The following is a 21,579-nucleotide window of genomic DNA, read 5'->3' as shown; positions in this document are numbered from 1 at the left end:
GTCAGGATTTTTGGCGAAGGGTCACGACGAGGACAACGACCACGACGATGACGGTCCACAAGGTCGAAATCGCCGCAATGGTCGGGTCGATCTGATCGCGCAGCGACAGGAACATGAGCTTCGGCAGCGTGCTGTTTTGACCACTCGCGACGAAGATCGAAATGACGGATTCATCGAGCGAGGTCAGGAAGGCCATCAGCGTGGCCGACAACAGACTTATCCGAAGTTGGGGGACAATTATTCCGCCAATGGCTCTTGCCCAGTTTGCGCCCAGGCTGCGCGCCGCCTGAACCTGGTTCCAGTCAAAGCGGGCCAAGGCGGGCACCAACACAATGCAGGCGACCGGAATGGCCAGCACCACATGTCCGACCAGGACACCGAACAGCGTTCCGACCAGACGTTGGGCCGCCAGAACAAAGAAGAGACCAATCGCGAGCAGGATTCCCGGCACGATAGAAGGGGTTAGCAGAATACCCTGAATGGCAATGGCGGCCTTTCCGCCGAGCCGATTTATCGAAATGCAGGCCAGCAGCCCCAGGGGCACTGCGATCATCGCCGTCAATGTGCCAAGGATCAGGCTCGTCCTGAGTGCGGCCATCCATGCCGCGGAACCGAAGAAAGCCTCGTACCAGCGCAACGAGTATGCGCGCGGCGGGAACTCCAAAAGATTGGACGCCGAAAAAGAGAGCGGCACGACGACGAGCGTCGGCAGCATCAGGAACGCCATAACGACCGCGCAAAAGCTCCACAGGAGGATGCGGGCCAGCCTGCTATCTGGATAGGCTTCAAGCATGGGCTGTGCCGATGCTGCGTCCGGCAATCAGCCGCCGCGCAGCCAGGAACATCACCCCCACCAACGCCATTAGTACGAGGAGCAGGATGCCCAGGACGCTCGCCGAGCCCCAATCCTGGAAGGTCGATAGCGTGCGCTCGATCCGGGTGGAAAGAGGGTTTACCTTGCCGCCGCCAAGCACCGCGGGCGTGATGAAGAACCCTATGGTGTAAATGAAGACGATGATCGAACCCGAGAAGATGCCGCCGGCCGAAAGCGGCAGAATGACCGTGCGGATCGTTTGTCCGAGCGTGGCGCCCATGCTCGCCGACGCGCGAACGAGGTTTGCATCGATATCGCGCATCGCCGCATAAACGGGCAGCAGGAAGAGCGGCAGCATGTAGTGAACCATGCCGATGAGCGTTCCCGTTAAGTTGTAGACCAGCGGCAAGGGCTCAGCTGTCAGGCCTGAACCGGTCAAAGCCGCGTTGATCAGGCCATCGCGTCGCAACAGAACGAGCCAGCCATAGGTGCGCACCAGAATGGAGGTCCACAACGGCAGCATGACGAAGGCCATCAGCAAATTGGCCACCCTTGATCTGGTGCTGGCCAGGGCGAGCGCCAAGGGGGTACCGAGTAGAATGCAGATCGCCAGCGTGCCCACGGACAGCTCAAGGGTGGTGACGAGTGCCGACCATGTCAGTCCGCTCGAAAGCACTTTCTCGTAGTTGCCGACGGTGTATTCACCCGCTGTGGTGAGGAAGGATTGCCGGATAATCCAGACGATGGGCAGGATCGCCGCCAGCCCAACGATCAAAAGCGCGGGCACTGAAAGCGACAGGAAGAACCGCCGCTCGCGTCGTGCGTCTGCCGCGAGCGCAGGATCGGCGATGACGGTCACGCTCCTGCTCCCGGTATCGCGTGAACTTTCGCTGCCGGTGCATATGCGGTCACTCGCTGACCGGTCGCAAGCTCGCCGCAGCCGCTGGCCATCGCCGCCGGAACGCAGACAAGAATCTCTTGCCCGCCGTCAAGCGCCAGCGTCAAAAGCCAGTTCTCGCCGCGAAACGCCTTGGCGCGCAGCGTTCCCTCGAGCGCCACCCCGTCTCGCCCGACGAGCTTCGCATCAAGATGGAAACTTTCGGCGCGGATCATCAGAGCTTCGCTTGATGCATCGGCGCCGTCTATTCTGCGCACCGCGCCCGGGGCCACAATGTTGGCCTCACCCATGAACTCCGCGACAAAGCGGGTCGATGGACGATCATAAATCCGCTGTGGCGTGTCGATCTGCTGAATACGGCCGGAATTCATCACCGCGACCCGGTCTGACATGATCAGTGCTTCGCGCTGGTCATGCGTCACATAAATCGTGGTGATCCCCAGATCATCGTGCAGACGCCGGATCTCGTACTGCATGGTTTCGCGCAAATTCTTGTCGAGCGCCGACAACGGCTCGTCCATCAGCATCACGCGCGGCTCGAAGACGATCGCCCGCGCTAACGCAACCCGCTGGCGCTGGCCGCCGGACAATGCGGCAATGTTGCGCTCCGCCAAACCTTCGAGCTTCACGCGGTCCAAAGTGTCGAGCGCCCGCTGGCGGGCGTCGGCTTTCGGTACCTTGCGCAGCACCAGCGGATACTCAACATTTGCCAGAACGTTCATGTGGGGAAACAGGGCGTAGTTCTGGAAGACTATGCCGATGTTGCGCCTGTTCGGGGCCAGGCGGGTAATGTCGCGATCGCCCAACAGAAGTCTACCGGAATCCGGCCGGACAAAGCCGGCCAGAGCCATGAGCAGCGTGGTCTTGCCCGATCCCGATGGCCCCAGCAGCGTGAGGAATTCGCCAGCCCGAATGTCGAGCGAGACATCGTCCAGCGCGACGTAAGATCCATAGGTCTTGCGCACGCTGTCGATGGTGATCGGGAGCGACTTCATCATGTGCTCAAGCCTTAGAGCTGAGACTCAGCGGGCCATCATCTCATCGAAGGCTTTTTGGGCAGCCTCGCCATTCCTGACCCACCATTCTGAATTCGAAAACACCGAAGTGCCGGCATTTTCAGGCGCGGTCGCCAGCGTCTTGAGACGGTCCTCGGGGATAAGGCCACCCTCATAGCCAGCAGGATTGACCGGGCCATAGGCTATGAAGTCGGTCAGCTTCGCCACGCGCGCGGGCTGTGTCATCGCTGCGATGAGCTTCATAGCTGCTTCCTTCTTCGGCGCCCCTTTCGGCACCGCAAGACAGTCGGTGCCAATGACGGAACCCTTGAACGTGTAGTCGGCCGCGCCGCCATCTGCTTTTACGGTTTGGGCCCGCCCGTTCCAGGTAACGACCAAATCCGCCTCACCATCTTTCAGCAACTGCGCCGACTGCGCTCCCGAGGTCCACCAAACGGCGACATTTGGCTTGAGTGCTTCGAGCTGCTTGATAGCGCGATCCAGACCCTCTGGCGTGCTGAGAACGGGATAGACGTCCGCCGGTGCTACGCCATCGGAGAGCAGCGCGATCTCGATCGAGTCCTGGGCATTGGCACGCAGCGCACGACGGCCGGGGAATTTGGCAACGTCCCAGAACTCCGCCCATGTCTTCGGCGGGTTTTCGCCATAGGTCTTGGTGTTCCACGACAAGACGGTGCCATAGGAGTCGAATGGATAGCAGTAGTCGGACTTTGCGCCGTCCGGCACGGCCTTTGGGTCGATGATCGTGTAGTCGAGCGGCTCCAGCAGCGACTGTGCGGCGGCCTGCGCGCCCTCCGGTGAGCCCAGGTGAATGACGTCGGTTGTGACCGTGCCCGAGGTAACCTGCATCTTCAGGGCGGCCAAGCCGTCGCTGAGGGTCTCCTCGCGGATATCATAGCCAAGCTCTTTTGCAGCGGGGGCCCACATGGCTTCCTTCATGGCGTTGCCATAATCGCCGCCCGCGGTCGTGATGGTGACTGATTGGGCATAGACCGGCACGGCGGCCGAGAATGCGAATGCCGTCAAGGAAATGCGTAACCAAGACATAGGTTCTCCTCCCTAGAATTTGTTGAGACGCGCTAAAAAGGGCCAATTCTTGCCAATCGTAACGTTACGATTGCATCCAATTGCAGGAGAGTCAAGCTGCTTTAGCGAGAGCTTGGATTGACCGTGAGGTGGAATTCGGTCACCTAGTGAAAGTCAGCAAATCAGCCGGCGCTTTCGCAAATGAGGTCGGGCGACATGACCAACCTGAAACAGATCGCGGCGGAACTTTCCCTTTCGGTGACCACGGTATCCCGCGCGCTGAAGGATGGGCCGGAGGTTCATCCCGCCACCATCGCTCGCGTCAAGGAAGTGGCGCAGCGGGTCGGCTATGTGCCAAATCATCATGGCTTCGCGCTCAAAACTGGCCGCACGCTGACGATGACAGCAATCTACCCGATGGAAACACAAGATCATCTGTCCGATCTGTTGAAGCTTCCGTTAATCGAAGGCATGACGCTGGCGGCGCGGCAAGCGGGTTATAGTCTATCCATCTACTCCACCACGCCCGATGATGACCCCATCGAGAGTGTGCAGCGACAGCTTCAGGCGGGCAGCACAGACGGACTGATTATCACGCGCATGGTCTTGGGTGATCCACGCGTTAAGCTATTGCTGGATAGAGGCATGCCATTCGTCGCGTTTGGAAGAACTGACCTGGATACAGCATATCCTTATGTCGACATCGACAATGAACAGATTGCCTACGAGGCGACCCGGCGGCTCATGGACAAGGGCTGCCGACGCATTGCGCTGCAACTTCTCGTTCCGGGCGACCAGGCGAGTGCCATGCGTCTTTCCGGGTATGGAAGGGCAATGGCCGAGGCTGGTATTCCGATCGACCAGTCGCTGATCGGTCATGGAATGTTCACCATGGAATCGAGCGCAGCCTGGTTCGATCGCATGCTGGCCTGGTCAGATCCGCCGACGGGCTTGGCTTGCGCCAACGAACTGGGCCTTTTGGGGGCACTACACGCTCTTGGCAGAAGAGGTCTCGCGCCAGGGAGTGACATCCACATTGTCACTCGGGACAGCACGCGGCTGTCACGTTTCTTGCCTGCGAAGATCGGCGTTCATTTCGTGGACATAGCGGGTGTCGGACGCAAACTTGTCGAAGTCCTGGAGAGCCGGATCGTCAATCCCCTCGGGCCGGTGGAGACAGTCTTGTTCAAAGGTGAGTTCGACCCTGGCGAATAGTCGGGCGAAGAAGTCAGTTGTCCGCTTTCGAGGAGCACTTAAGTTCACCCCTGAGTCCGAGATGAGGCGCGAAGCTGCCGCCTGCGCGAGTGCATAGGGTGCACTCAGCACCTTCATGGCATTGGTGGTCTGAGCAGCGATCGAGGGGTGTTGTACTGGTGCTGTTACTTAGAATGAATGCAATCAGCTCCCGTCCGACGACATCGCGCCGAGCAGCCTGCGTATATCGCCGAACCTGGCGATCGAGCCGAACACCAGTGCCGCCACCGCGACGAAGAACACCGACACCGAAGCCATGGTCGGTGTGTAGCCGTAGCGCAGCGCGTTGAAGATCTTGATGGGCAGCGTCTCGGTGGTGAAGCCGATCGTCATGTAGGCGACGATGTATTCGTTGAGCGACAAGACGAAGGCGAAGGCGTAGCCCGAGACGAGGTAGGGCAGGATCAGCGGCAGCACCACGGTCTTCAGCACCGTGCGGTCGTCGGCGCCCATGGTGGCGGCGGCCTCTACCAGCGAGCGGTCGATCGAGGCAAAGCCCAGCGACAGCGTCACCAGCGGCAGCGTCACGAAGAAGATGGCGTGGCTGATTATGGCGGTGAAGAACTGGCCGAACAGCCCGACCGTCGCCCAGAAGGAGAGGAAGCCGAGCGCGGTGATGACCGGCGGCAGGATGAAGGGGGCAAGCCCCAGCACCTGGAAGATGTTCGCCCATGGCGCGATGCGCCGCCACAGGAACCAGGCCAGGGGCAGCGCGACCGCCACGGCAATGGCCGCCGAGCAGACGGCCAGCGTCACCGAATGGATCAGCGCCAGCCGCCATTCCGGATCGGTGAAGATCTGGGCGTACCAGGCGAGCGAGAAGCCGACCGGGGGGAAGCTGAGCTCCTGCCGCGAATTCACCGACACGCCGGCGACGACGATCAGCGGCGCCGCCAGGAACAGCGCGACGATGGTGAAATAGACACGGCGCAGCAAGGTCGCGGTCATAGGGCGTTCTCCCTTCGTCCGACGAGCAGTGTCAATCCGACCAGCGCCAGCGAGATCAGCACCAGGAACACCGCCATTGCGGCCGCGAACGGCATGTTGGACTGGTAGATCGCCTGGTCGGTGATCAGCACCGACAGCGTCCAGTGCTGCGGCCGTCCCAGAATCTGCGGCAGCAGGTAGGAGCCGAGGGCGAACACGAAGACCATGATCAGCGTCGCCACGATGGTGTTTCTGAGCGCCGGCGCGACGACGTTGAAGAAGGCGCGGATCGGCGAGGCGCCGAGCGTGCGCGCGGCCTCGAGCAATGTCGGATCGAGGCGCACGAGGGCGGGGTACAGCACCAGGATCGTATAGGGCAGCGCCTGGTAGACCATGCCGGTCAGCACGGCGCCAAAAGTCGGCAGCAACGCCACCGGCTTGTCCATCAGCCCGATCGCCACGAACAGATTGGTGATGCCGGCGGTGCGCGAAAACAGCGTCGACCAGGCAAAGCCGATGATGACCTCCGACAGCGATAGCACCGATAACAGGCCGACCAGCCACAGCGTCTGCACGCGGCGCGGCCGGCGGGTCAAAAGGTAGGTGAAGGGAAAGGCGATGGCCACGCAGCAGACGGCGACCAGCACCGCCAGCAGCAGCGAAAAGCCGAGCACGCCGCCGAAGAACACCGACAGGAAGCGGGCGTAATTGTCGAACACGAAATCCGGCGTGTAGAAACCGGACGGGTTGCGCTTGAAGAAGCTGACCGCGATCATCGTCGAGAAGGGCACGACGAAGAAGACGACCAGCATCAGCGCCGGAAAGAACAGCGGCGTGTAGTCGGCTATCGACTTCGGGGCTTCGCGTCTCATGCGCCGAGCACCACGCAGCTTGCCGGCGGCAATGTTACGCCGACCTTGGCGCCGACCGGCACGTCATGCCGCTCGCGCGGCGTCGTCACCGCAATGATGCTGGTGCCGCCGACGTCGACGAAGGTCTCGATGGTGCCGCCGAGATCGCGCACGAAACTCACCTCGCCGGTGATGGCCGAGCCGCCGGGGCTGCCGAGATGCACATCCTCCGGGCGAACCGAAACAGACGCTTTGGTCTGACCCGCCGGCATGGCAAGGCCCGGAATGGCTGTGCCCAGAATGGTGGTGCGCCCGGTGCTGTCGATCTCGGCCGGCAGCAGATTGGTGATGCCGATGAAGTCGGCGACGAAGGCGTCGGCCGGCTTGCGGTAGATCTCGATGGGCGGCGCCGCCTGCAGGATCCTACCGTGGCCCATGACGACGACCAGGTCGGCCATGGTCATGGCTTCGCGCTGGTCGTGGGTGACGACGATGGTGGTGATGCCCAACCGCTGCTGCAGCTGCCGCAGTTCCACCTGCATGGCCTCGCGCAGTTTGGCGTCGAGCGCCGACAGCGGCTCGTCGAGCAGGAACAGCTTTGGTGACAGCGCCAGTGCCCGGGCGATCGCCACGCGCTGGCGCTGGCCGCCCGACAGTTTGGCCACCGGGCGGTCGGCAAAGCCGGTCAGATGGATCAGGCCCAGCAACTCGTCGACGCGTTTCTTCTGCTCCTCCTTCGAGGCGCCGCGAATGCGCAGCGCATAGGCGATGTTGTCGCCGACAGAGAGATGCGGAAACAGCGCCAGCGACTGGAACACCATGCCGAGATTGCGCTTGTGCGTCGGCAGCGGGGTGATGTCCTCGCCGTCGAGCACGATGGCGCCGCTGGTCGGCTCCTCCAGCCCGGCGATCATGCGCAGCAGCGTGGTCTTGCCGCAGCCCGACGGGCCGAGCAGGCACACGAACGTGCCGTGCGGCACGTTGAGCTGCACATTGTCGACGGCGGCGAAGTTGCCGAATTTTTTGGTGACGGCGTTGATGTCTAGTCCGGACATGCTCATCCCTTGGAGGGTTTGCTAAGGGGCCGCCGGACTATGCCGGCGGCCGCTGTGGTTCAGACGGATCGAACGGCTCAGCCGACGATCAGCTCGGTCCACTTCTGGTTGATCCAGTCGGCCTTCGACGTATAGAGGTCGTAGCGCGGGATGATCGGGTCGATATCCGACGACACCGCGGCGAACTCTTCCGGCTTGAGGTCGAGCACCTCTTTCTTCAGCGTCGGCGTGGTGCCGACCTTGCGCGACATCAGGCCCTGCATCGACGGCTGGCTCATATAGTCGATGAAGGCATGCGCCTCGTCGACCTTGGTCGAGGCGCGCGACAGCACCCAATTGCCGGAATCCTGGATGCCGCCTTCCTTCGGGAAGGTCGAGCGGACATGGAAGCCGTCGGCGACCGCGAGGCCGGTGACGTCGTGATAATACTGGCCCATCGGGATCTCGCCCGACTTCAGCGCCTGCTCGAACTGCGCCTCGTCGCGGTACCACAGCCGGACATTCGGCTTGAGCTCGGCGAGCTTTTCGAACGCCTTGTTCAGTCCGTCCTCGGTGTCGAGCGCATTGGTGCCGCCCATGAAGGTCTTGGCTGTCACTTCGAGCAGGAACGAGTTCGAGGCAAGCGCCAGGAGGCCAAGCTTGTCCTCATTGGCCTTGTCCCACAGCGTCTCCCATGAGGTCGGCGCATCCTTGTAGACATCGGTGTTGGAGACCAGCGTGATCCACCAGGCGACGGCGCCGATGCCGGCGACCCGGCCATCCGGATATTTGTTGACGAAGCGCGGCAAGAGGTCGTTGTAGTGCTTGAACTTCGACGTATCGAGCGGCGTCCATAATTCGGTCGACTGGCCCTTCAGCGTCGAGGTCTGCGACATCATCGAAAGGTCGGCCGGCGCCTGGCCTGCCTTGGACGCCTGTTCGAGCTGCACCAGCCAGGCTTCGCCGGTCGGCTCGGCGACCGATTCCACTGCAATGCCGGTGGCCTTGGTGAAATCTGGGAAGACGTGCTCGTCAAAGGATTTCTTGAAATAGCCGCCGTAGACGCCGACCTTCAGCGACTTGTCCTGCGCGCGCAGGATCGACGGCATGGCGAGCACGCCGGCTGTAGCGAGGCCCGCACCAAGCACGCCGCGCCGTGTCAGGGATTTTCCGATCAGTCTGTTCATCTGGTTTCTCCTCAGTTGATGCCGTTCTATTCCGGCAGGTTCCCTTCACGCACTGTCGCCGCCTGGCGTCAGTGGGCCGCCGCTCGTTGTTCGAGCGTACGGGCGTATTGCGTCAGTGGAAAGCACATGACGAAGAAGATCAGCGCCACCAGCCCGTAGACCTTGAACGGTTCGAAGGTGGCGTTGTTGATGGCGTTGGAGGTTCTGACCAGCTCCTCGAAGCCGATGATCGAGGTCAGCGCCGTCGATTTGATCAACTGCACCAGGAAGCCGACGATCGGCGCCCTTGTGATCGAGAACGCCTGCGGCAGGATGATCAGCCTGAGCTCCTGCAGACGGTGCAGCCCAAGGCTGGCGCCAGCGTCCCACTGCCCGCGCGGCAGCGCATCGACGCCGCTGCGCCAGATCTCGGCCAGATGGGCGCTGGCGAAGAAGGTCAGGCCGAGCACCGCTGCCGTCCATGGCTCGATGCGCAGGCCGAGCATCGGCAGGCCGAAGAACATCAGGAACAGCTGCATCAACAGCGGCGTTCCCTGGAACAGGGCGATGTAGCCGGAAGCGATGCGCCGGCTCCATTTATTTTCGGCGATGCGGAAGAACAGCACGATCAGCCCTACCACCGCCCCGCCGACAAAGGCCGCCAGCGACAACAGCACCGTCCAGCGGGCGGCGAGCAGCAGATTGCGAACGATGTCCCAGAAGGTGAATTCGATCATGTGACACCTGCCCCCAATACGCGGCGCCCGCCTGTGACCAGCAGCCGGCGCAAGGCCATGGACAGGACGAGGTAGACCAGGGTCACGACGAAATAGGTTTCGAAGGAGCGGAAGGTGCGGGCTTGCAGCATGTCGGCCTCATAGGTCAGCTCACGCACGGCGATCTGCGACACCACGGCCGATTCCAGCATCATGATGACGATCTGGCTGGTCAGCGCCGGGTAGATCACCTTGAGCGCCTGCGGCAGCACGATCTTGATGAAGACCTGGCGCGGTCTCAAGCCCAGTGCAAGCGCTGCTTCCGTCTGTCCGCCGGGCACGGCATCGAGACCGGCGCCGACGATTTCAATGGTGTAGGCCGCCATGTTGAGCGTCATTGCCAGCATGGCGGCCAGGATCGGGTCGAGCCTTATGCCGAGGCTGGGCAGGCCGAAGAAGATGAAGAACAGCTGCACCAGGAACGGCGTGTTGCGCATCACCTCGACATAGACCGCGATGGCGCGCTTCACGAATACCGGGCCGTTGCGCCGGCCGGCAGCGCCCAGGATGCTGAGCAGCGTGCCCACGAGCGTGGTCACGACGATCAACAGGATCGTCGTGGCCGCGCCGCGCGCGATGTCGCCCACAGCACCTGGGAGCCAGGCAAAGGCCACGAGAACTCAATCCTTGAGGTTGTCGGGATTGAGCGGCGTCTTCAGCCAGGCCTTCGAGCTCTCGTCGAGCTTGCCGTCGGCCAGCATCTTGGCAACCGCATCATTGACCGCCGTCTTCAGCCGGTCCTCTTTCTTGTTGAGGCCGATATGCGAGGGCGAGGTCAAGAGCTGGAACTTCTGCTCCGGCTTCAGCGCGTCCTGCTTGGCCAGCACCTGGGCGCCGACATCATTGCCGACCACCATCAGCTGGGTCTGGCCCGAGATGAAGGCCTGGATGACGGAATTGTAGTTGTCGAAGCGCTTGATGTCGGCCGATGACGGCGCCGCTTCGGTCAACGACGTATCCTCGAGCGTGCCGCGATTGACGGCGATCGACTTGTCGGCAAGATCTTCCTTGCCTTTGATCGAAAGCGCTGCCGGACCGATGACGGCGATGTAGTAGGGCGCATAGGCGGCGGCGAAATCGATCACCTCCTCGCGCTCCTTGGAATAGCCGACGCTCATCAGGATATCGACGCGCTTGTCGGTGAGATACGGGATGCGGTTCTGGCCGGTGACGCTGACCAGATTGAGCTTCACCTTGAGTGAATCGGCGATCGCCTGCGCGACGTCGACGTCGTAACCCTTGATGCTCATATCGGCGCTGGCCGAGGAGAAGGGCGGAAAGTCGGAGAAGATGCCGACATTGATGGCGCCGGCCTTGGTGATGTCGTCGACGGCGTCGGCATTGGCCTGGGAGGCGAAGCCGAGGCCGGCGAGCATCAGCGCAGCGGCGATGGTTGATTTCATATGGATTGTCATTGGTATTCCCCTTCTGGAAGCTTGTTTGTTTTGGAAACGGCCGCCGGCTCCAGCGCGGCGGCCGCCTTTGCATGTGAAATCCGTCAGGCCCCCTTGCCGGTGATCGCCGGGCTGAACACCATCAGGCTCAGGATCTCGAACAGGACCTGGGCGCCGACATGGGCGGTGTTGGTGGTGGCGTCATATTGCGGCGCCACCTCGACGACATCGCCGCCGACAATGTTGAGGCCTTTCAAGCCGCGCAGCAGTTCGAGCACCTCGCGCGTCGTCAGGCCGCCTATTTCCGGCGTGCCGGTACCCGGCGCGAAGGCCGGATCGACACTGTCGACGTCGAAGGAAATGTAGGTCGGGCCGTCGCCGACTATTCTGCGCGCCTTCTCGATGATGGCCGGAATGCCGAGACCCGTCACCTCTTCGGCATGCACGACCGTCATGCCGGATTCATAGGTGAACTCCCACAGATACTCCGCCGAGCCGCGGATGCCGATCTGGATGGTGCGGGTGGGGTCGAGCACGCCGTCCAGCACCGCGTTGCGGAACGGTCCGCCATGATGGAACTTGGTCATGTCGAACAGCCCGCTTGTGTCGCAATGAGCGTCGATGTGGATCATGCCGACCGGCGCCTTCTTGCCGACCGCCTTCAGGATCGGATGGCTGATCGAGTGGTCGCCTCCGACCGAGAGCGGCAGCACGCCGGCATCGACGATCTGGTTGGTGCGGCGCTCGATATCCTCGTGGCTGATCTCCAGCCGGTAGCGGCTGCGGAACGGCGTATCGCCGATGTCGGCGACGCGAAGCTCATGCGTCGGCGCGCATTCCAGCACATGATTGTAGGGGCCTATGCGCTCGATGGCGCGCAGCGCCCTTGGCCCGAAGCGCGAGCCGGGCCGGTTGGTGACGCCGAGATCCATCGGCACGCCGATGATCGCCACCTGCAAATCGCCGAAATCCGGATTGTCGGCAGCGATTTCACGGTAGGGCGCGGCGAGGAAGGTCGGGATGCCGGCATAGGGCGCGAGTCGGGTGCCGCTCTTGGAGAAGATCTTGTCGGCGACCTTGCGGAACTTCGGGTCGAACATCTCGCCGCCATGGCTCTCGCCATACTTGCGGCGCAAGGCTTCCAGCTTGCCTCTGTCATAACCCATGTCGGTCTCCTCCTGCGGGCTGATGCATGCGGCCGTGGCGACATCTGCGAACTGACCATCATCCGGCCGGGTCGCTGTCCCGCTGGCTGCCTGTAGATTTCACGTCATTGATGCTGTTGACCTGCCAAAGTGTCCGGCAGCCGCATTGAAAAATCAATTGATATTGTTACGGTGCTGATTGTGAGAAAATCTCACAGAGTATCCGGTTGCTCATGGCCAAGCGTCTGCCCCCCTTGAATCCCTTGCGCGCCTTCGAGGCGACGGCGCGGCATGCCTCGCTGACCAAGGCGGCGAGTGAGCTCAACGTCACCCACGGCGCAATCAGCCACCAGATCAAGGCGCTCGAGCAATCGCTCGGCGTAAAACTGTTCGAACGCACCGGACAGCGGGTAAAGCTCACCCCGCACGGCGCCGAATTGCTGCCGGCGGTCTCGACCGCCTTCGACGGCATCGCCGCCGCCACCCAGCGCATGACCAGGCCAGCCAGCGCCGGTACGCTGTCGGTCTCCTGCGTGCCGGCGCTGCTGCTTCTGTGGATGACGCCGCGGCTCGGCAGCTTCATGGCGCAATATCCTGATATCAGGTTGACGCTGATCCCGTCCAACGACCCCAAGGACATCCGCGCCCCACAGGTCGATGTCTGCGTGCTCTATGGCGACGGCAGCTGGACCGATTGCTGGATGCGCAAATGGTCGGGCCTCGAACTGTTCCCGGTGGTCAGCCCGACGCTGATCAACAACCGGCCGCTCCGCATCTGCCGGGATCTTGCTGGCCATGTCATCCTGCATGGCGATGATGGCCGCGAATGGCACACCTGGCTGGCCGCCGCCGATGGGCTCGACCTCGAACGTGGCCGCCGCCACCATCTCGGCGACGCCCGCACCGCGATCGAAGCCGCGGTGCACGGCCACGGCGTCGCGCTCGGCGATTCCGTCACCGCCAGCATGCTGCTCGCCAGGGGCCTGCTGGTGGCGCCGTTCAGCCTGTCGGTGCCGGCGGTCGACGATTTCTATGTTGTCTGCCGCAACGAGATGCGTTCGGCGCCGATCGTGCAATTGTTCGTCGACTGGCTGTTTGCCGAAAAGGAACAAGCCGACAGCCGGGCCGACGCGCCGGTGGCCGGCCGCATCGGCAGCCGCAGGAAGCGTCCGGCACTGCGGGTGGTGGGCGCCAAGAGTTGAGGCTGGACCGGGAGCGACTGCTTTTTGTCGGGCCAGCCCGCAAAGCGGGAGGCGCTTTCAAAAATTCAATGCTAATAAGCTCTTGCCAGGCAATTCCAGGAAAACTGTGCGGCGGTTTCCTGTCCGGAATTGCGTAAGAAGGACGTGAGCAGCGAAGGCGACGGCAGGACATGGCAAGAACTGATATAGCGCGGCGCGTCTACAACCACACCTGGAAGCTGGACCCGATCGTCCGCAGCCTGCTCGACACCGATTTCTACAAGCTTCTGATGCTGCAGATGATCTGGGGCATGTACCCCAAGGTCGACGCCACCTTTTCGCTGATCAACCGCACCACCTCGGTGCGGCTTGCCGACGACATCGACGAAGGCGAATTGCGCGACCAGCTCGACCATGCCCGCACGCTGCGCTTCTCCAAGAAGGAGATGATCTGGCTTGGCGGTAACAATTTCTATGGCCGCAAGCAGATCTTCGAGCCGGAATTCCTCGCCTGGCTGGAAGGTTTTCGGCTGCCCGACTACGAGCTGTCCAAGCGCGACGGTCAGTACGAGCTCTCCTTCAGCGGTCCCTGGATGTACACCACCCTGTGGGAAATCCCGGCGCTGGCGATCATCAATGAGCTTCGTTCCCGCGCCGCCATGCGCGCCTTCGGTCCCTTCGCGCTTGACGTGCTCTATGCACGCGCCAAGGGGAAGATGTGGGCCAAGACCGAACGCTTGAAGGCGCTGCCCGGCATCCGCATCTCCGATTTCGGCACCCGCCGCCGCCATTCCTTCCTGTGGCAGCGCTGGTGCGTCGAGGCGCTCAAGGAAGGCATTGGCGAAGCCTTCACCGGCACCTCGAACGTGCTGCTGGCGATGGACAACGACCTCGAAGCGCTCGGCACCAACGCGCATGAATTGCCGATGGTTTTTGCCGCCCTTGCCAAGTCGGAAAAGGAATTGAAGGAATCGCCCTACAAGGTGCTGCAGGACTGGCAGCGCTATTACGGCGGCAACCTGCTGATCGTGCTGCCCGACGCTTTCGGCACCGCATCCTTCCTGCGCGACGCCCCGGACTGGGTCGCCGACTGGACCGGCTTCCGCCCCGACAGCGCGCCGCCGATCGAAGGCGGCGAAAAAATCATCGACTGGTGGCGCGAGAAGGGCAAGGACCCCAGGCAGAAGCTGCTGATCTTCTCCGACGGTCTCGAGGTCGAAACCATCGAGGAGACCTACAGGCACTTCAAGGGCAAGGTGCGCATGTCCTTCGGCTGGGGCACCAACCTCACCAACGATTTCGAAGGCTGCGCGCCGACCGAAACCAACAGCCTGGATGCGATATCGCTGGTCTGCAAGGTGACGGAGGCCAATGGCCGGCCGGCGGTGAAGCTGTCGGACAATCCGGCGAAAGCGACGGGCGACAAGAAGGAGATCGAGCGCTATCTCCGGATTTTTGGGGCGAAGGACCGCGTGGAGCAGCTGGTCAAGGTTTGAGGGTCGGCGGGTGCCTTGCTGGACGAAATGGAAATCGCGATAGCGTGAGTTGCCGCCCACCCCCCTCTGTCCTGCCGGACATCTCCCCCGCAAGGGGGGAGATTGGCAGCATCGAGTACCGCGCCTCTTTCTTTACCCTTGAAAGTTGGCGAAAGCCCCGGCGACATCCAATCTCCCCCCTTGCGGGGGAGATGGCCGGCAGGCCAGAGGGGGGTGTGAAGGATCGCGTCAGGCTGACATATGTCGCCTGCTCCCCCACCCTCACACTCCTCCCCACCCCTGCCTTCGCCCACGCCTCCGACCGCGGCCACGTCCTCCTCCTCCCGACCGGCTACTACATCGCCGGCGGCGCGCTTGCCGTCGCGGTAAGCTTCCTCGTCCTCGCCCTGCTGCCACCCGCAACCCTCGACCGCTTCTGGCGCCGCCGCCTGCCGCTCTTCCCATTCGCCGACACCCCTCGCACAATCATCAGCCTCATCTCCTTTGCCGGTTTCGCAACGCTCATCGCCGCCGGCCTGTTCGGCAGCCGCGATCCGCTCTCCAATCCGCTGCCCCTGACCATCTGGACGCTGCTCTGGGTCGGCCTTGCCATCGCGCAAGGCCTGTTCGGCGATGTCTGGTCGTGGCCGAATCCATGGTATGGCCCGTGGCGGATCGTAAGCCGCCTGTTCAAGCTTCGTGGCGGTGAGGGACAGAAATTGCGTTTGCCTTCATGGCTCGGCTGCTGGCCAGCCGTTATCCTGTTCTTCGCCTTTGCCTGGTTCGAGCTGATCGACCCGGCGCCCGACGACCCGGCGCGGCTGGCCTATGCCGCCGGCCTCTACTGGTTGCTTACCTTCATCGCCATGCTCGCCTTCGGCTACCGCGATTGGAGCCGGCGCGGCGAATTCCTGACGGTGTTCTTCGCCATGGTGGCGCGCTTCGCCATCGTCGAGCGCAATGAACACGGGCGGCTCGCTCTCTGCTGGCCGGGCTCAAAACTGCTCGGCGCGGCACCCCTGCCGGCAAGCGGCATCGCTTTCCTGCTGCTCAGCCTGTCATCGGTGTCCTTCGACGGCCTGTCGAAAACCTTCTTCTGGCTCGGCCTGTCCGGCATCAACCCGCTGGAATATCCCGGCCGCACCGCGCTCATCGGCATTAGCAGCTTCGGCCTCGTGCTGACCTTCGTTCTGCTGGCGGCGGCATTCCTGCTGGCCGTCATCCTCGGCCAGCGCCTCGCCGGCAGCCGACATTCCCTCCGCGAGGCCGCCAGGCTGCTGGTGTGGTCGATCGTGCCGATCGCGCTCGCCTATCATGTCGCGCACTATCTGACGGCGCTGCTGGTCGACGGCCAGTATGCGATCGCCGCTCTGTCCGACCCGTTCGCGCTGGGATGGAACCTGTTCGGCGCCGCCGACATGCAGATCGAGGCCGGCATCGTCGCCGGGGCCCACTCCGCCTGGTGGCTGTGGAACCTGCAGGCCGGCATCATCATCGCCGGCCATATGCTGGCGGTGCTCGTTGCCCATGGACTGGCCTGGCGACTGCACCAGGTGCCATCGCGCGCCGCCCTCAGCCAGTTGCCGCTCACCATGCTGATGATTGCCTACACGATCTTCGGCCTGTGGTTGCTTGCCACGCCGACGGCCGGATGAGACAAGCTGATCAACATGCCTTTGCGGAAAGCCCGCTTGCAAGCTCTGTGCTTTGGTGATTTAGTTTGTACACATGCAATTTCTGCCCCTCCTGCAAGGGAGTGGCCTTGCCTCGTTACAGACAGTCAAAACTCAAAAACAGGGGAACTGCCGTGACTGACAAGAATGGGTTTTTCGATCTCTCCAAATCCACCCTTAGCCGCCGCACCGCGCTGAAAGGTCTCGCCGCCGGCGCCGGGCTGACGCTCGCGCCCTGCTTCGTCCGCTACAGCCAGGCGCAGAGTTCGGCGCCAATCAAGATCGGCTTCCAGTCGCACCGCACCGGCATCGGCGCCGCCTATGGCCGCTGGTACGAAAAGACCAGTGCCGCCGCGGTCAAGGCGATCAACGATGCCGGCGGCATCAACGGCCGGCCGGTCGAACTGGTGATCGAGGATGACGGCACCGATCCCGGCCGTGGCGCCGAAGTGGTCGGCAAGTTCGCCACCCAGCACAAGACCGACATCGTCTTCGGCACGCTGTTCTCGCATGTCGTGATCGGCTCGGCGCCGGCCGCCGGCGAAAACAAGATCCCTTATTTCGTCGTCAGCGAAGGCCACCATGTCGCTTCGACCAAGCTCAACCGCTACGTCTTCCAGCCCGGCATCACCGATGTGAAGAGCCAGATCCAGTCGATGGCGCCATGGATCGCGGCCAATGCCGGCAAGAAGGTGACGCAGATCTTCCCGGATTTCGCCTTCGGCTACGACCATCGCGACTACCTGCCGCCGGCGCTGAAGGCGCAAGGCGCCGAGGTCATCGCCCAGATCGCCATCCCGCCGACAGAGTCGTCTTTTACGAAATACTTCCCGCAGATACCGGCCGAGACCGAAGTCATCTACCACGTGATGGTCGGCCCGGCCGTGCTCACCTTCGTCAAGGAACTCGGCGAGTTCTACGGCTCCAACCGGCCGCAGCTGTTCGGCTTCATCGATTCGCTCGAAGCCACCGACATCAACAGCCCCGGCCTCGAATTCCTGGACGGCAGCCATTTCTGGGAAGGCTCGCCGCGCTATGCCCAGGCCAATGACTCGGCCGCGCAGAAAGCCTACCGCGCCGCCGTTGGCATCGACGAAAATGGCGCTGCCGTCGGCGACCCCAAGGACGTCTCCACCGCCGCCCACATGTTCGGCTGCTGGGAGACGCTCTATGTCGTCAAGAAGGCGATGGAAGACGCCGGCTACAAGGGCCTGGAAGACCGCGCCAAGCTGGTCGAGGCGACCGAGGCGCTGACCGAATTCGCCGAAGGGCCGGAGCATCCGCAGGGGCCGAAGACCTTCAACGGCAAGATCCACCAGTGTTTTGGCATCCAGAACATCTCCAAGGTCGAAGGTGGCAAGCTGAATGTCGTCCACAAGACCAAGATCGAGGACGGGCTTTACGAGGCCGAAGGGGATTATACGACGCAGGCGCTGTGAGGCGCCTTACCCTCCCCCTTGTGGGGAGGGTCGGCACGCAAGCTTCGCACTTTTGCGAAGCTTGCGAGACGGGGTGGGGTCGCGACGGCCCGTGCCCAACCCCCACCCGACCGCTGCGCGGTCACCCTCCCCACAAGGGAGGGTAAGGGCGCCCTGAATGCATTTCGGACCCCATCTCCTCCTCGCCGCCCTCGAAGGCCTTGTCACCTCAGCCGTGCTGGCGCTGACGGCGCTTGGGCTGTCGCTGGTGTTCGGCGTCATGCGCGTCGTCAACGTCGCCCATGGCGAGTTCTTCATGCTGGGCGCGGTGCTGGCCTGGGCGATCTCGACGGCGATACCCGGCCATCCCACGCTCGGCTTCCTGGCGGCGCTGGTGATTGCGCCGCTGATTGTCGGCGCCATTGCGCTGGTAGCCGAGCGGCTTGTGCTGCGGCGGCTCAATTACAATCCGGAAGCCACCATCGTCGCCACGATCGGCATGCTCTACATCATCCAGCAGCTGGCGTTGAGCTTCTATGGCCCGGAAGCCCGCCCGGTGGAGCCGCCCTTCAGCTACCGCATCCTTTTGCCCTGGTTCGGCTATTCCGGCTACAAGCTGTCGATCATTGCCGCTTCGGCCCTTCTGCTCATCGCCACCTGGCTGGTGCTGACGCGCACCAAGATCGGCCTCATCATGCGCGCCACCCAATATGACAGCGAGACGGCGCAGGCCTTCGGCATTCCGGTCGCCCGCGTCTATGCCGGCGTCTTCGCGCTCGGCGCCATGCTGGCGGCCATCGCCGCCGTGCTGATCGTGCCGATCAGTCAGGCGCACTACCTGATGGGGCAGGACCCGCTGCTGTTGTCCTTCATCGTCGTCATCATCGGCGGCCTCGGCTCGCTGCGCGGCACCGTCGTTGCCGCCGTGCTGATCGGCCTGTCCGATGGCATCATCTCGGTGTTCTTCTCGCCGACTTTGGCCAAGATCATAGCCACGCTGCTGGTGGCCATGGTGCTGGTGTTCAGGCCGCAAGGCCTGTTCGGGCAGGCGCCGCGATGAGCGAAGCTTCGCCGGCAAAAGCGTATGCATTGCATATCGGCGCCATCGCGCTGCTGTTCGCCCTGAGCTTCGTCCTGCCGGATTATCATCACGGCCTGCTCGCCCGCATCATGGTGCTGGCGGTGTTCGCCATGGGCTACAACATGCTGTTCGGCTATGTCGGCCTGCTCAGCCTCGGCCACGCCATGTTCTTCGCCGCCGGGCTCTATGGCGCTGGTCTCGCCGTCATCCATCTCGGCTGGAGCGTGCCTTTGGCTTTCCTCGCCGGTATCGCCTGCGGCGCGCTGCTGGCACTTGTGATCGGCCTGCTGGCGCTGCGCACCACCGGCGTCGCCTTCATGATCGTCACCATGATGTTCGCGCAGGTGTTTTACCTCACCATCCTCTATTTCGCCGCCTGGACCGGCGGCGACCAGGGTCTGGTGGTGCCGCAGCCGGCGCGGGTTCTGGCCTTCGGCTCGACATCGCTCGACCTCACCAACCCGACCGTGCGCTACATGAGCGCGCTGGCGCTGTTCTCGGTCGTGCTGCTGATCACCCTCGCCATCGTCCGCTCCCGCTATGGCCGCGTGCTGGTCGCGGTGCGCGAGAACGAGGAGCGCACGAAAATGCTGGGCTACGACACCTTCTCCAACAAGCTGATCGCCGTCGTCGTCTCCGGCACCATCTGCGCCGCCTCGGGTGCGGCCTATGCGCTGCTGTTCGGCTATGTCGGCTCGAGCTTTGCCTCGGTGCAGTATTCCATCCTGCCGCTGCTCTGGGTGCTGCTCGGCGGCGCCGCCACGACGCTGGGCGCGCTGCTCGGCACGGTGTTCATGTACTATGTCATCGACACCGCCAGCGGCTACACCTCCGCCTATCTCCTGATCGTCGGTATTGCGCTCATCCTGCTGGTGCTGTTTTTCCCCAAAGGCATTCTGGGCACCATCCGCCAGCGCTGGCTCGGGTGGCTGCCATGATGCCGTTGCTGACCACCAAAGGCCTGGCGCGCAGTTTCGGCGGCCTGCGCGCCGTCGACGGTGTCGATTTTCAGCTGATGCCGGGCGAGATCCGCGCCGTCATCGGTCCCAATGGCGCTGGCAAAACCACCTTCGTCAGCCTGGTCAGCGGCCGCATTCAGCCATCGTCCGGCATGATCGTCTTCGACGGCGCCGACATCACCAGCCAGCCGGCCTATCTCAGGGTGCGCCGGGGCATCGCCTACACCTTCCAGATCACCAGCGTCTTCGCCAACCTCTCTGCCTACGATAATGTCGCGCTGCCGGTGCAGCGCACGCTGACCGATGCCCGCTCGAAAGGTGCGGTGCGCACCGGCGTCATGGCCGCGCTGGAACGCACCGGACTGGCCGGCCGCGCCCATATGCCGGCCGGCCAGCTTTCCTACGGCCATCAGCGCCTGCTGGAAGTGGCAATGGGCCTGGCGCTGAAGCCGCGGCTTTTGATCCTCGACGAGCCGACGCAAGGGCTGGCCGACAGCGAGATCGACAATTTCATCGAACTGGTGCGCGAGATCGCCAAGAGCGCCACCGTGCTTTTGATCGAGCACAACATGCCTGTCGTCATGCAGCTGGCCGACCGCATCACGGTCTTCAACGCCGGCAGGATCCTGGCCGAAGGCACGCCCGAACAGGTTCGCGCCAACACACAGGTGCAGGAAGCCTATCTGGGGACGGCGCCATGAGCGAAGCCCCCAAGACTGAAGCCCACGAGACTGAAGCGCTGACTATCTCCAGGCTCGACTGCTTCTATGGCGAGGTTCAGGTGCTCTATGGGCTCGACCTAGTGCTCAACAAGGGCGAGGTGCTGTGCCTGTTCGGTCGCAACGGCGCCGGCAAGACGACGACGCTGAAAGCGATCATGGGGCTGGTTCGGTCGAGCGCCGGTTCGATCCGGCTCGCCGGCAAGGAGTTGACCGGCCTGGCGGCGCATGAGGTGCCCAAGGCCGGCGTCGCCTATGTGCCCCAGGGCAGGCGGCTGTTCGCCGAGATGACGGTGGCGGAAAACATCGAGATCGGCCTGATGGCGCGCGGCAAGGGAAGAGCGACGCGCGAGAGCGTGCTCGACCTCTTCCCGCTGCTGCGCCAGCGGCTGCGCCAGCGCTCCGGCACTTTGTCCGGCGGCGAGCAGCAGATGCTGGCCATGGCCCGTGCGCTTTGCCTTGAGCCGCAGGTGCTGTTGCTAGACGAGCCGACGGAGGGGCTGATGCCGTCGATGATCGCCAAGATCCGCGAGACGGTGGTGAAGCTGCGTGAGCTAGGTGTCTCCACCATTCTGGTCGAACAGCGCGTCGACGCCGTGCTGTCCGTCGCCGACCGCGTCTGCTTCATCGAAAACGGCCGTAACCGCGAGACGGTGGATGTCGAACAGCTTCGCGCCGATCCGTCGGCGGTGCGCCGATATGTAGGCGTCGGCTAAGATTACCCTCCCCCTTGTGGGGAGGGTGGCTGCGAAGCAGCCGGGTCGGGGCGGCA

At 63.1% G+C, this 21,579-nt stretch carries 21 protein-coding genes; 9 read left to right on the top strand and 12 right to left on the bottom strand.

Annotated elements, in window-relative coordinates:
• Position 1 precedes the first annotated feature (1 nt).
• From NKL04_RS23630 to NKL04_RS23615, 4 genes are read right to left on the bottom strand one after another with little or no spacing between them, the layout of a single operon-like run.
• On the bottom strand, positions 2-793 hold the full coding sequence (locus NKL04_RS23630) for an ABC transporter permease (protein WP_023700446.1): 792 nt from the start codon (positions 791-793) through the stop codon (positions 2-4).
• Positions 786-1,673: an ABC transporter permease gene (locus NKL04_RS23625; RefSeq protein WP_023700445.1), complete on the bottom strand. Its 888-nt coding sequence runs from the start codon at positions 1,671-1,673 to the stop codon at positions 786-788. The genes NKL04_RS23630 and NKL04_RS23625 overlap by 8 nt, the downstream gene beginning before the upstream one ends.
• Entirely contained in the window at positions 1,670-2,707 is a 1,038-nt protein-coding gene (locus NKL04_RS23620; RefSeq protein WP_023700444.1) for an ABC transporter ATP-binding protein, read from the bottom strand. The genes NKL04_RS23625 and NKL04_RS23620 overlap by 4 nt, the downstream gene beginning before the upstream one ends.
• A gap of 27 nt (positions 2,708-2,734) precedes the next feature.
• Entirely contained in the window at positions 2,735-3,775 is a 1,041-nt protein-coding gene (locus tag NKL04_RS23615; protein WP_023700443.1) for an ABC transporter substrate-binding protein, read from the bottom strand.
• 195 nt (positions 3,776-3,970) lie between these two features.
• Between NKL04_RS23615 and NKL04_RS23610 the strand changes: the two genes are divergently transcribed.
• Positions 3,971-4,969 (top strand): LacI family DNA-binding transcriptional regulator, encoded by a 999-nt coding sequence (locus NKL04_RS23610; RefSeq protein WP_023700442.1) that lies wholly within the window; start codon positions 3,971-3,973, stop codon positions 4,967-4,969.
• A 183-nt stretch (positions 4,970-5,152) separates the two neighbouring features.
• Here NKL04_RS23610 and NKL04_RS23605 read toward each other — a convergent pair whose 3' ends face one another.
• From NKL04_RS23605 to speB, 8 genes are all read right to left on the bottom strand, one after another.
• Entirely contained in the window at positions 5,153-5,956 is an 804-nt protein-coding gene (locus tag NKL04_RS23605) for an ABC transporter permease (RefSeq protein WP_023671272.1), read from the bottom strand.
• Positions 5,953-6,807, bottom strand: a complete 855-nt coding sequence (locus NKL04_RS23600; RefSeq protein WP_023671273.1) for an ABC transporter permease — start codon at positions 6,805-6,807, stop codon at positions 5,953-5,955. The genes NKL04_RS23605 and NKL04_RS23600 overlap by 4 nt, the downstream gene beginning before the upstream one ends.
• Complete coding sequence (locus NKL04_RS23595) at positions 6,804-7,841, bottom strand: ABC transporter ATP-binding protein (RefSeq protein ID WP_023671274.1); 1,038 nt, start codon at positions 7,839-7,841, stop codon at positions 6,804-6,806. The genes NKL04_RS23600 and NKL04_RS23595 overlap by 4 nt, the downstream gene beginning before the upstream one ends.
• A gap of 77 nt (positions 7,842-7,918) precedes the next feature.
• Positions 7,919-9,007 carry an ABC transporter substrate-binding protein gene (locus tag NKL04_RS23590; protein WP_023671275.1) on the bottom strand — a complete coding sequence of 363 codons (1,089 nt, stop codon included), beginning with the start codon at positions 9,005-9,007 and terminating at the stop codon, positions 7,919-7,921.
• A gap of 68 nt (positions 9,008-9,075) precedes the next feature.
• Positions 9,076-9,723 carry an amino acid ABC transporter permease gene (locus NKL04_RS23585; RefSeq protein WP_023700441.1) on the bottom strand — a complete coding sequence of 216 codons (648 nt, stop codon included), beginning with the start codon at positions 9,721-9,723 and terminating at the stop codon, positions 9,076-9,078.
• Positions 9,720-10,376 (bottom strand): amino acid ABC transporter permease, encoded by a 657-nt coding sequence (locus tag NKL04_RS23580; RefSeq protein WP_023671277.1) that lies wholly within the window; start codon positions 10,374-10,376, stop codon positions 9,720-9,722. Before NKL04_RS23580 ends, NKL04_RS23585 begins: the two co-directional genes overlap by 4 nt.
• A 6-nt stretch (positions 10,377-10,382) precedes the next feature.
• The gene (locus tag NKL04_RS23575; RefSeq protein ID WP_023700440.1) at positions 10,383-11,177 is read right to left on the bottom strand and encodes a transporter substrate-binding domain-containing protein; all 795 of its coding nucleotides are present in this window, start codon (positions 11,175-11,177) and stop codon (positions 10,383-10,385) included.
• A gap of 83 nt (positions 11,178-11,260) precedes the next feature.
• Positions 11,261-12,322: an agmatinase gene (gene speB / locus NKL04_RS23570; RefSeq protein ID WP_023700439.1), complete on the bottom strand. Its 1,062-nt coding sequence runs from the start codon at positions 12,320-12,322 to the stop codon at positions 11,261-11,263.
• Between the two features lie 212 nt (positions 12,323-12,534).
• Between speB and gcvA the strand changes: the two genes are divergently transcribed.
• The 8 genes from gcvA (at position 12,535) to NKL04_RS23530 (ending at position 21,523) form a co-directional block, all read left to right on the top strand.
• Positions 12,535-13,503, top strand: coding sequence for a transcriptional regulator GcvA (gene gcvA / locus NKL04_RS23565; protein ID WP_023671280.1), 969 nt, complete (start codon positions 12,535-12,537; stop codon positions 13,501-13,503).
• Positions 13,504-13,673: 170 nt separating this feature from the next.
• The gene (gene pncB / locus NKL04_RS23560) at positions 13,674-14,978 is read left to right on the top strand and encodes a nicotinate phosphoribosyltransferase (protein WP_023683568.1); all 1,305 of its coding nucleotides are present in this window, start codon (positions 13,674-13,676) and stop codon (positions 14,976-14,978) included.
• Positions 14,979-15,169: 191 nt separating this feature from the next.
• Positions 15,170-16,612 carry a hypothetical protein gene (locus tag NKL04_RS23555; RefSeq protein ID WP_023700438.1) on the top strand — a complete coding sequence of 481 codons (1,443 nt, stop codon included), beginning with the start codon at positions 15,170-15,172 and terminating at the stop codon, positions 16,610-16,612.
• Between the two features lie 152 nt (positions 16,613-16,764).
• The gene (locus NKL04_RS23550) at positions 16,765-18,069 is read left to right on the top strand and encodes an ABC transporter substrate-binding protein (RefSeq protein ID WP_023700437.1); all 1,305 of its coding nucleotides are present in this window, start codon (positions 16,765-16,767) and stop codon (positions 18,067-18,069) included.
• Positions 18,070-18,226: 157 nt separating this feature from the next.
• A complete protein-coding gene (locus tag NKL04_RS23545; RefSeq protein ID WP_023683565.1) occupies positions 18,227-19,108 on the top strand; it encodes a branched-chain amino acid ABC transporter permease in 882 nt (293 codons plus the stop codon).
• Positions 19,105-20,067: a branched-chain amino acid ABC transporter permease gene (locus NKL04_RS23540; protein ID WP_023683564.1), complete on the top strand. Its 963-nt coding sequence runs from the start codon at positions 19,105-19,107 to the stop codon at positions 20,065-20,067. The genes NKL04_RS23545 and NKL04_RS23540 overlap by 4 nt, the downstream gene beginning before the upstream one ends.
• Entirely contained in the window at positions 20,064-20,789 is a 726-nt protein-coding gene (locus NKL04_RS23535; RefSeq protein WP_023683563.1) for an ABC transporter ATP-binding protein, read from the top strand. Before NKL04_RS23540 ends, NKL04_RS23535 begins: the two co-directional genes overlap by 4 nt.
• Positions 20,786-21,523, top strand: a complete 738-nt coding sequence (locus NKL04_RS23530) for an ABC transporter ATP-binding protein (protein ID WP_023683562.1) — start codon at positions 20,786-20,788, stop codon at positions 21,521-21,523. The genes NKL04_RS23535 and NKL04_RS23530 overlap by 4 nt, the downstream gene beginning before the upstream one ends.
• Positions 21,524-21,579 lie beyond the last annotated feature (56 nt).

The sequence above is a fragment of the Mesorhizobium sp. C264A genome, from assembly GCF_040324515.1.
GTDB lineage: Bacteria > Pseudomonadota > Alphaproteobacteria > Rhizobiales > Rhizobiaceae > Mesorhizobium.
Note: the sequence above shows the minus strand (reverse complement) of the source record. Positions and strands in the feature narration are given on the sequence as shown.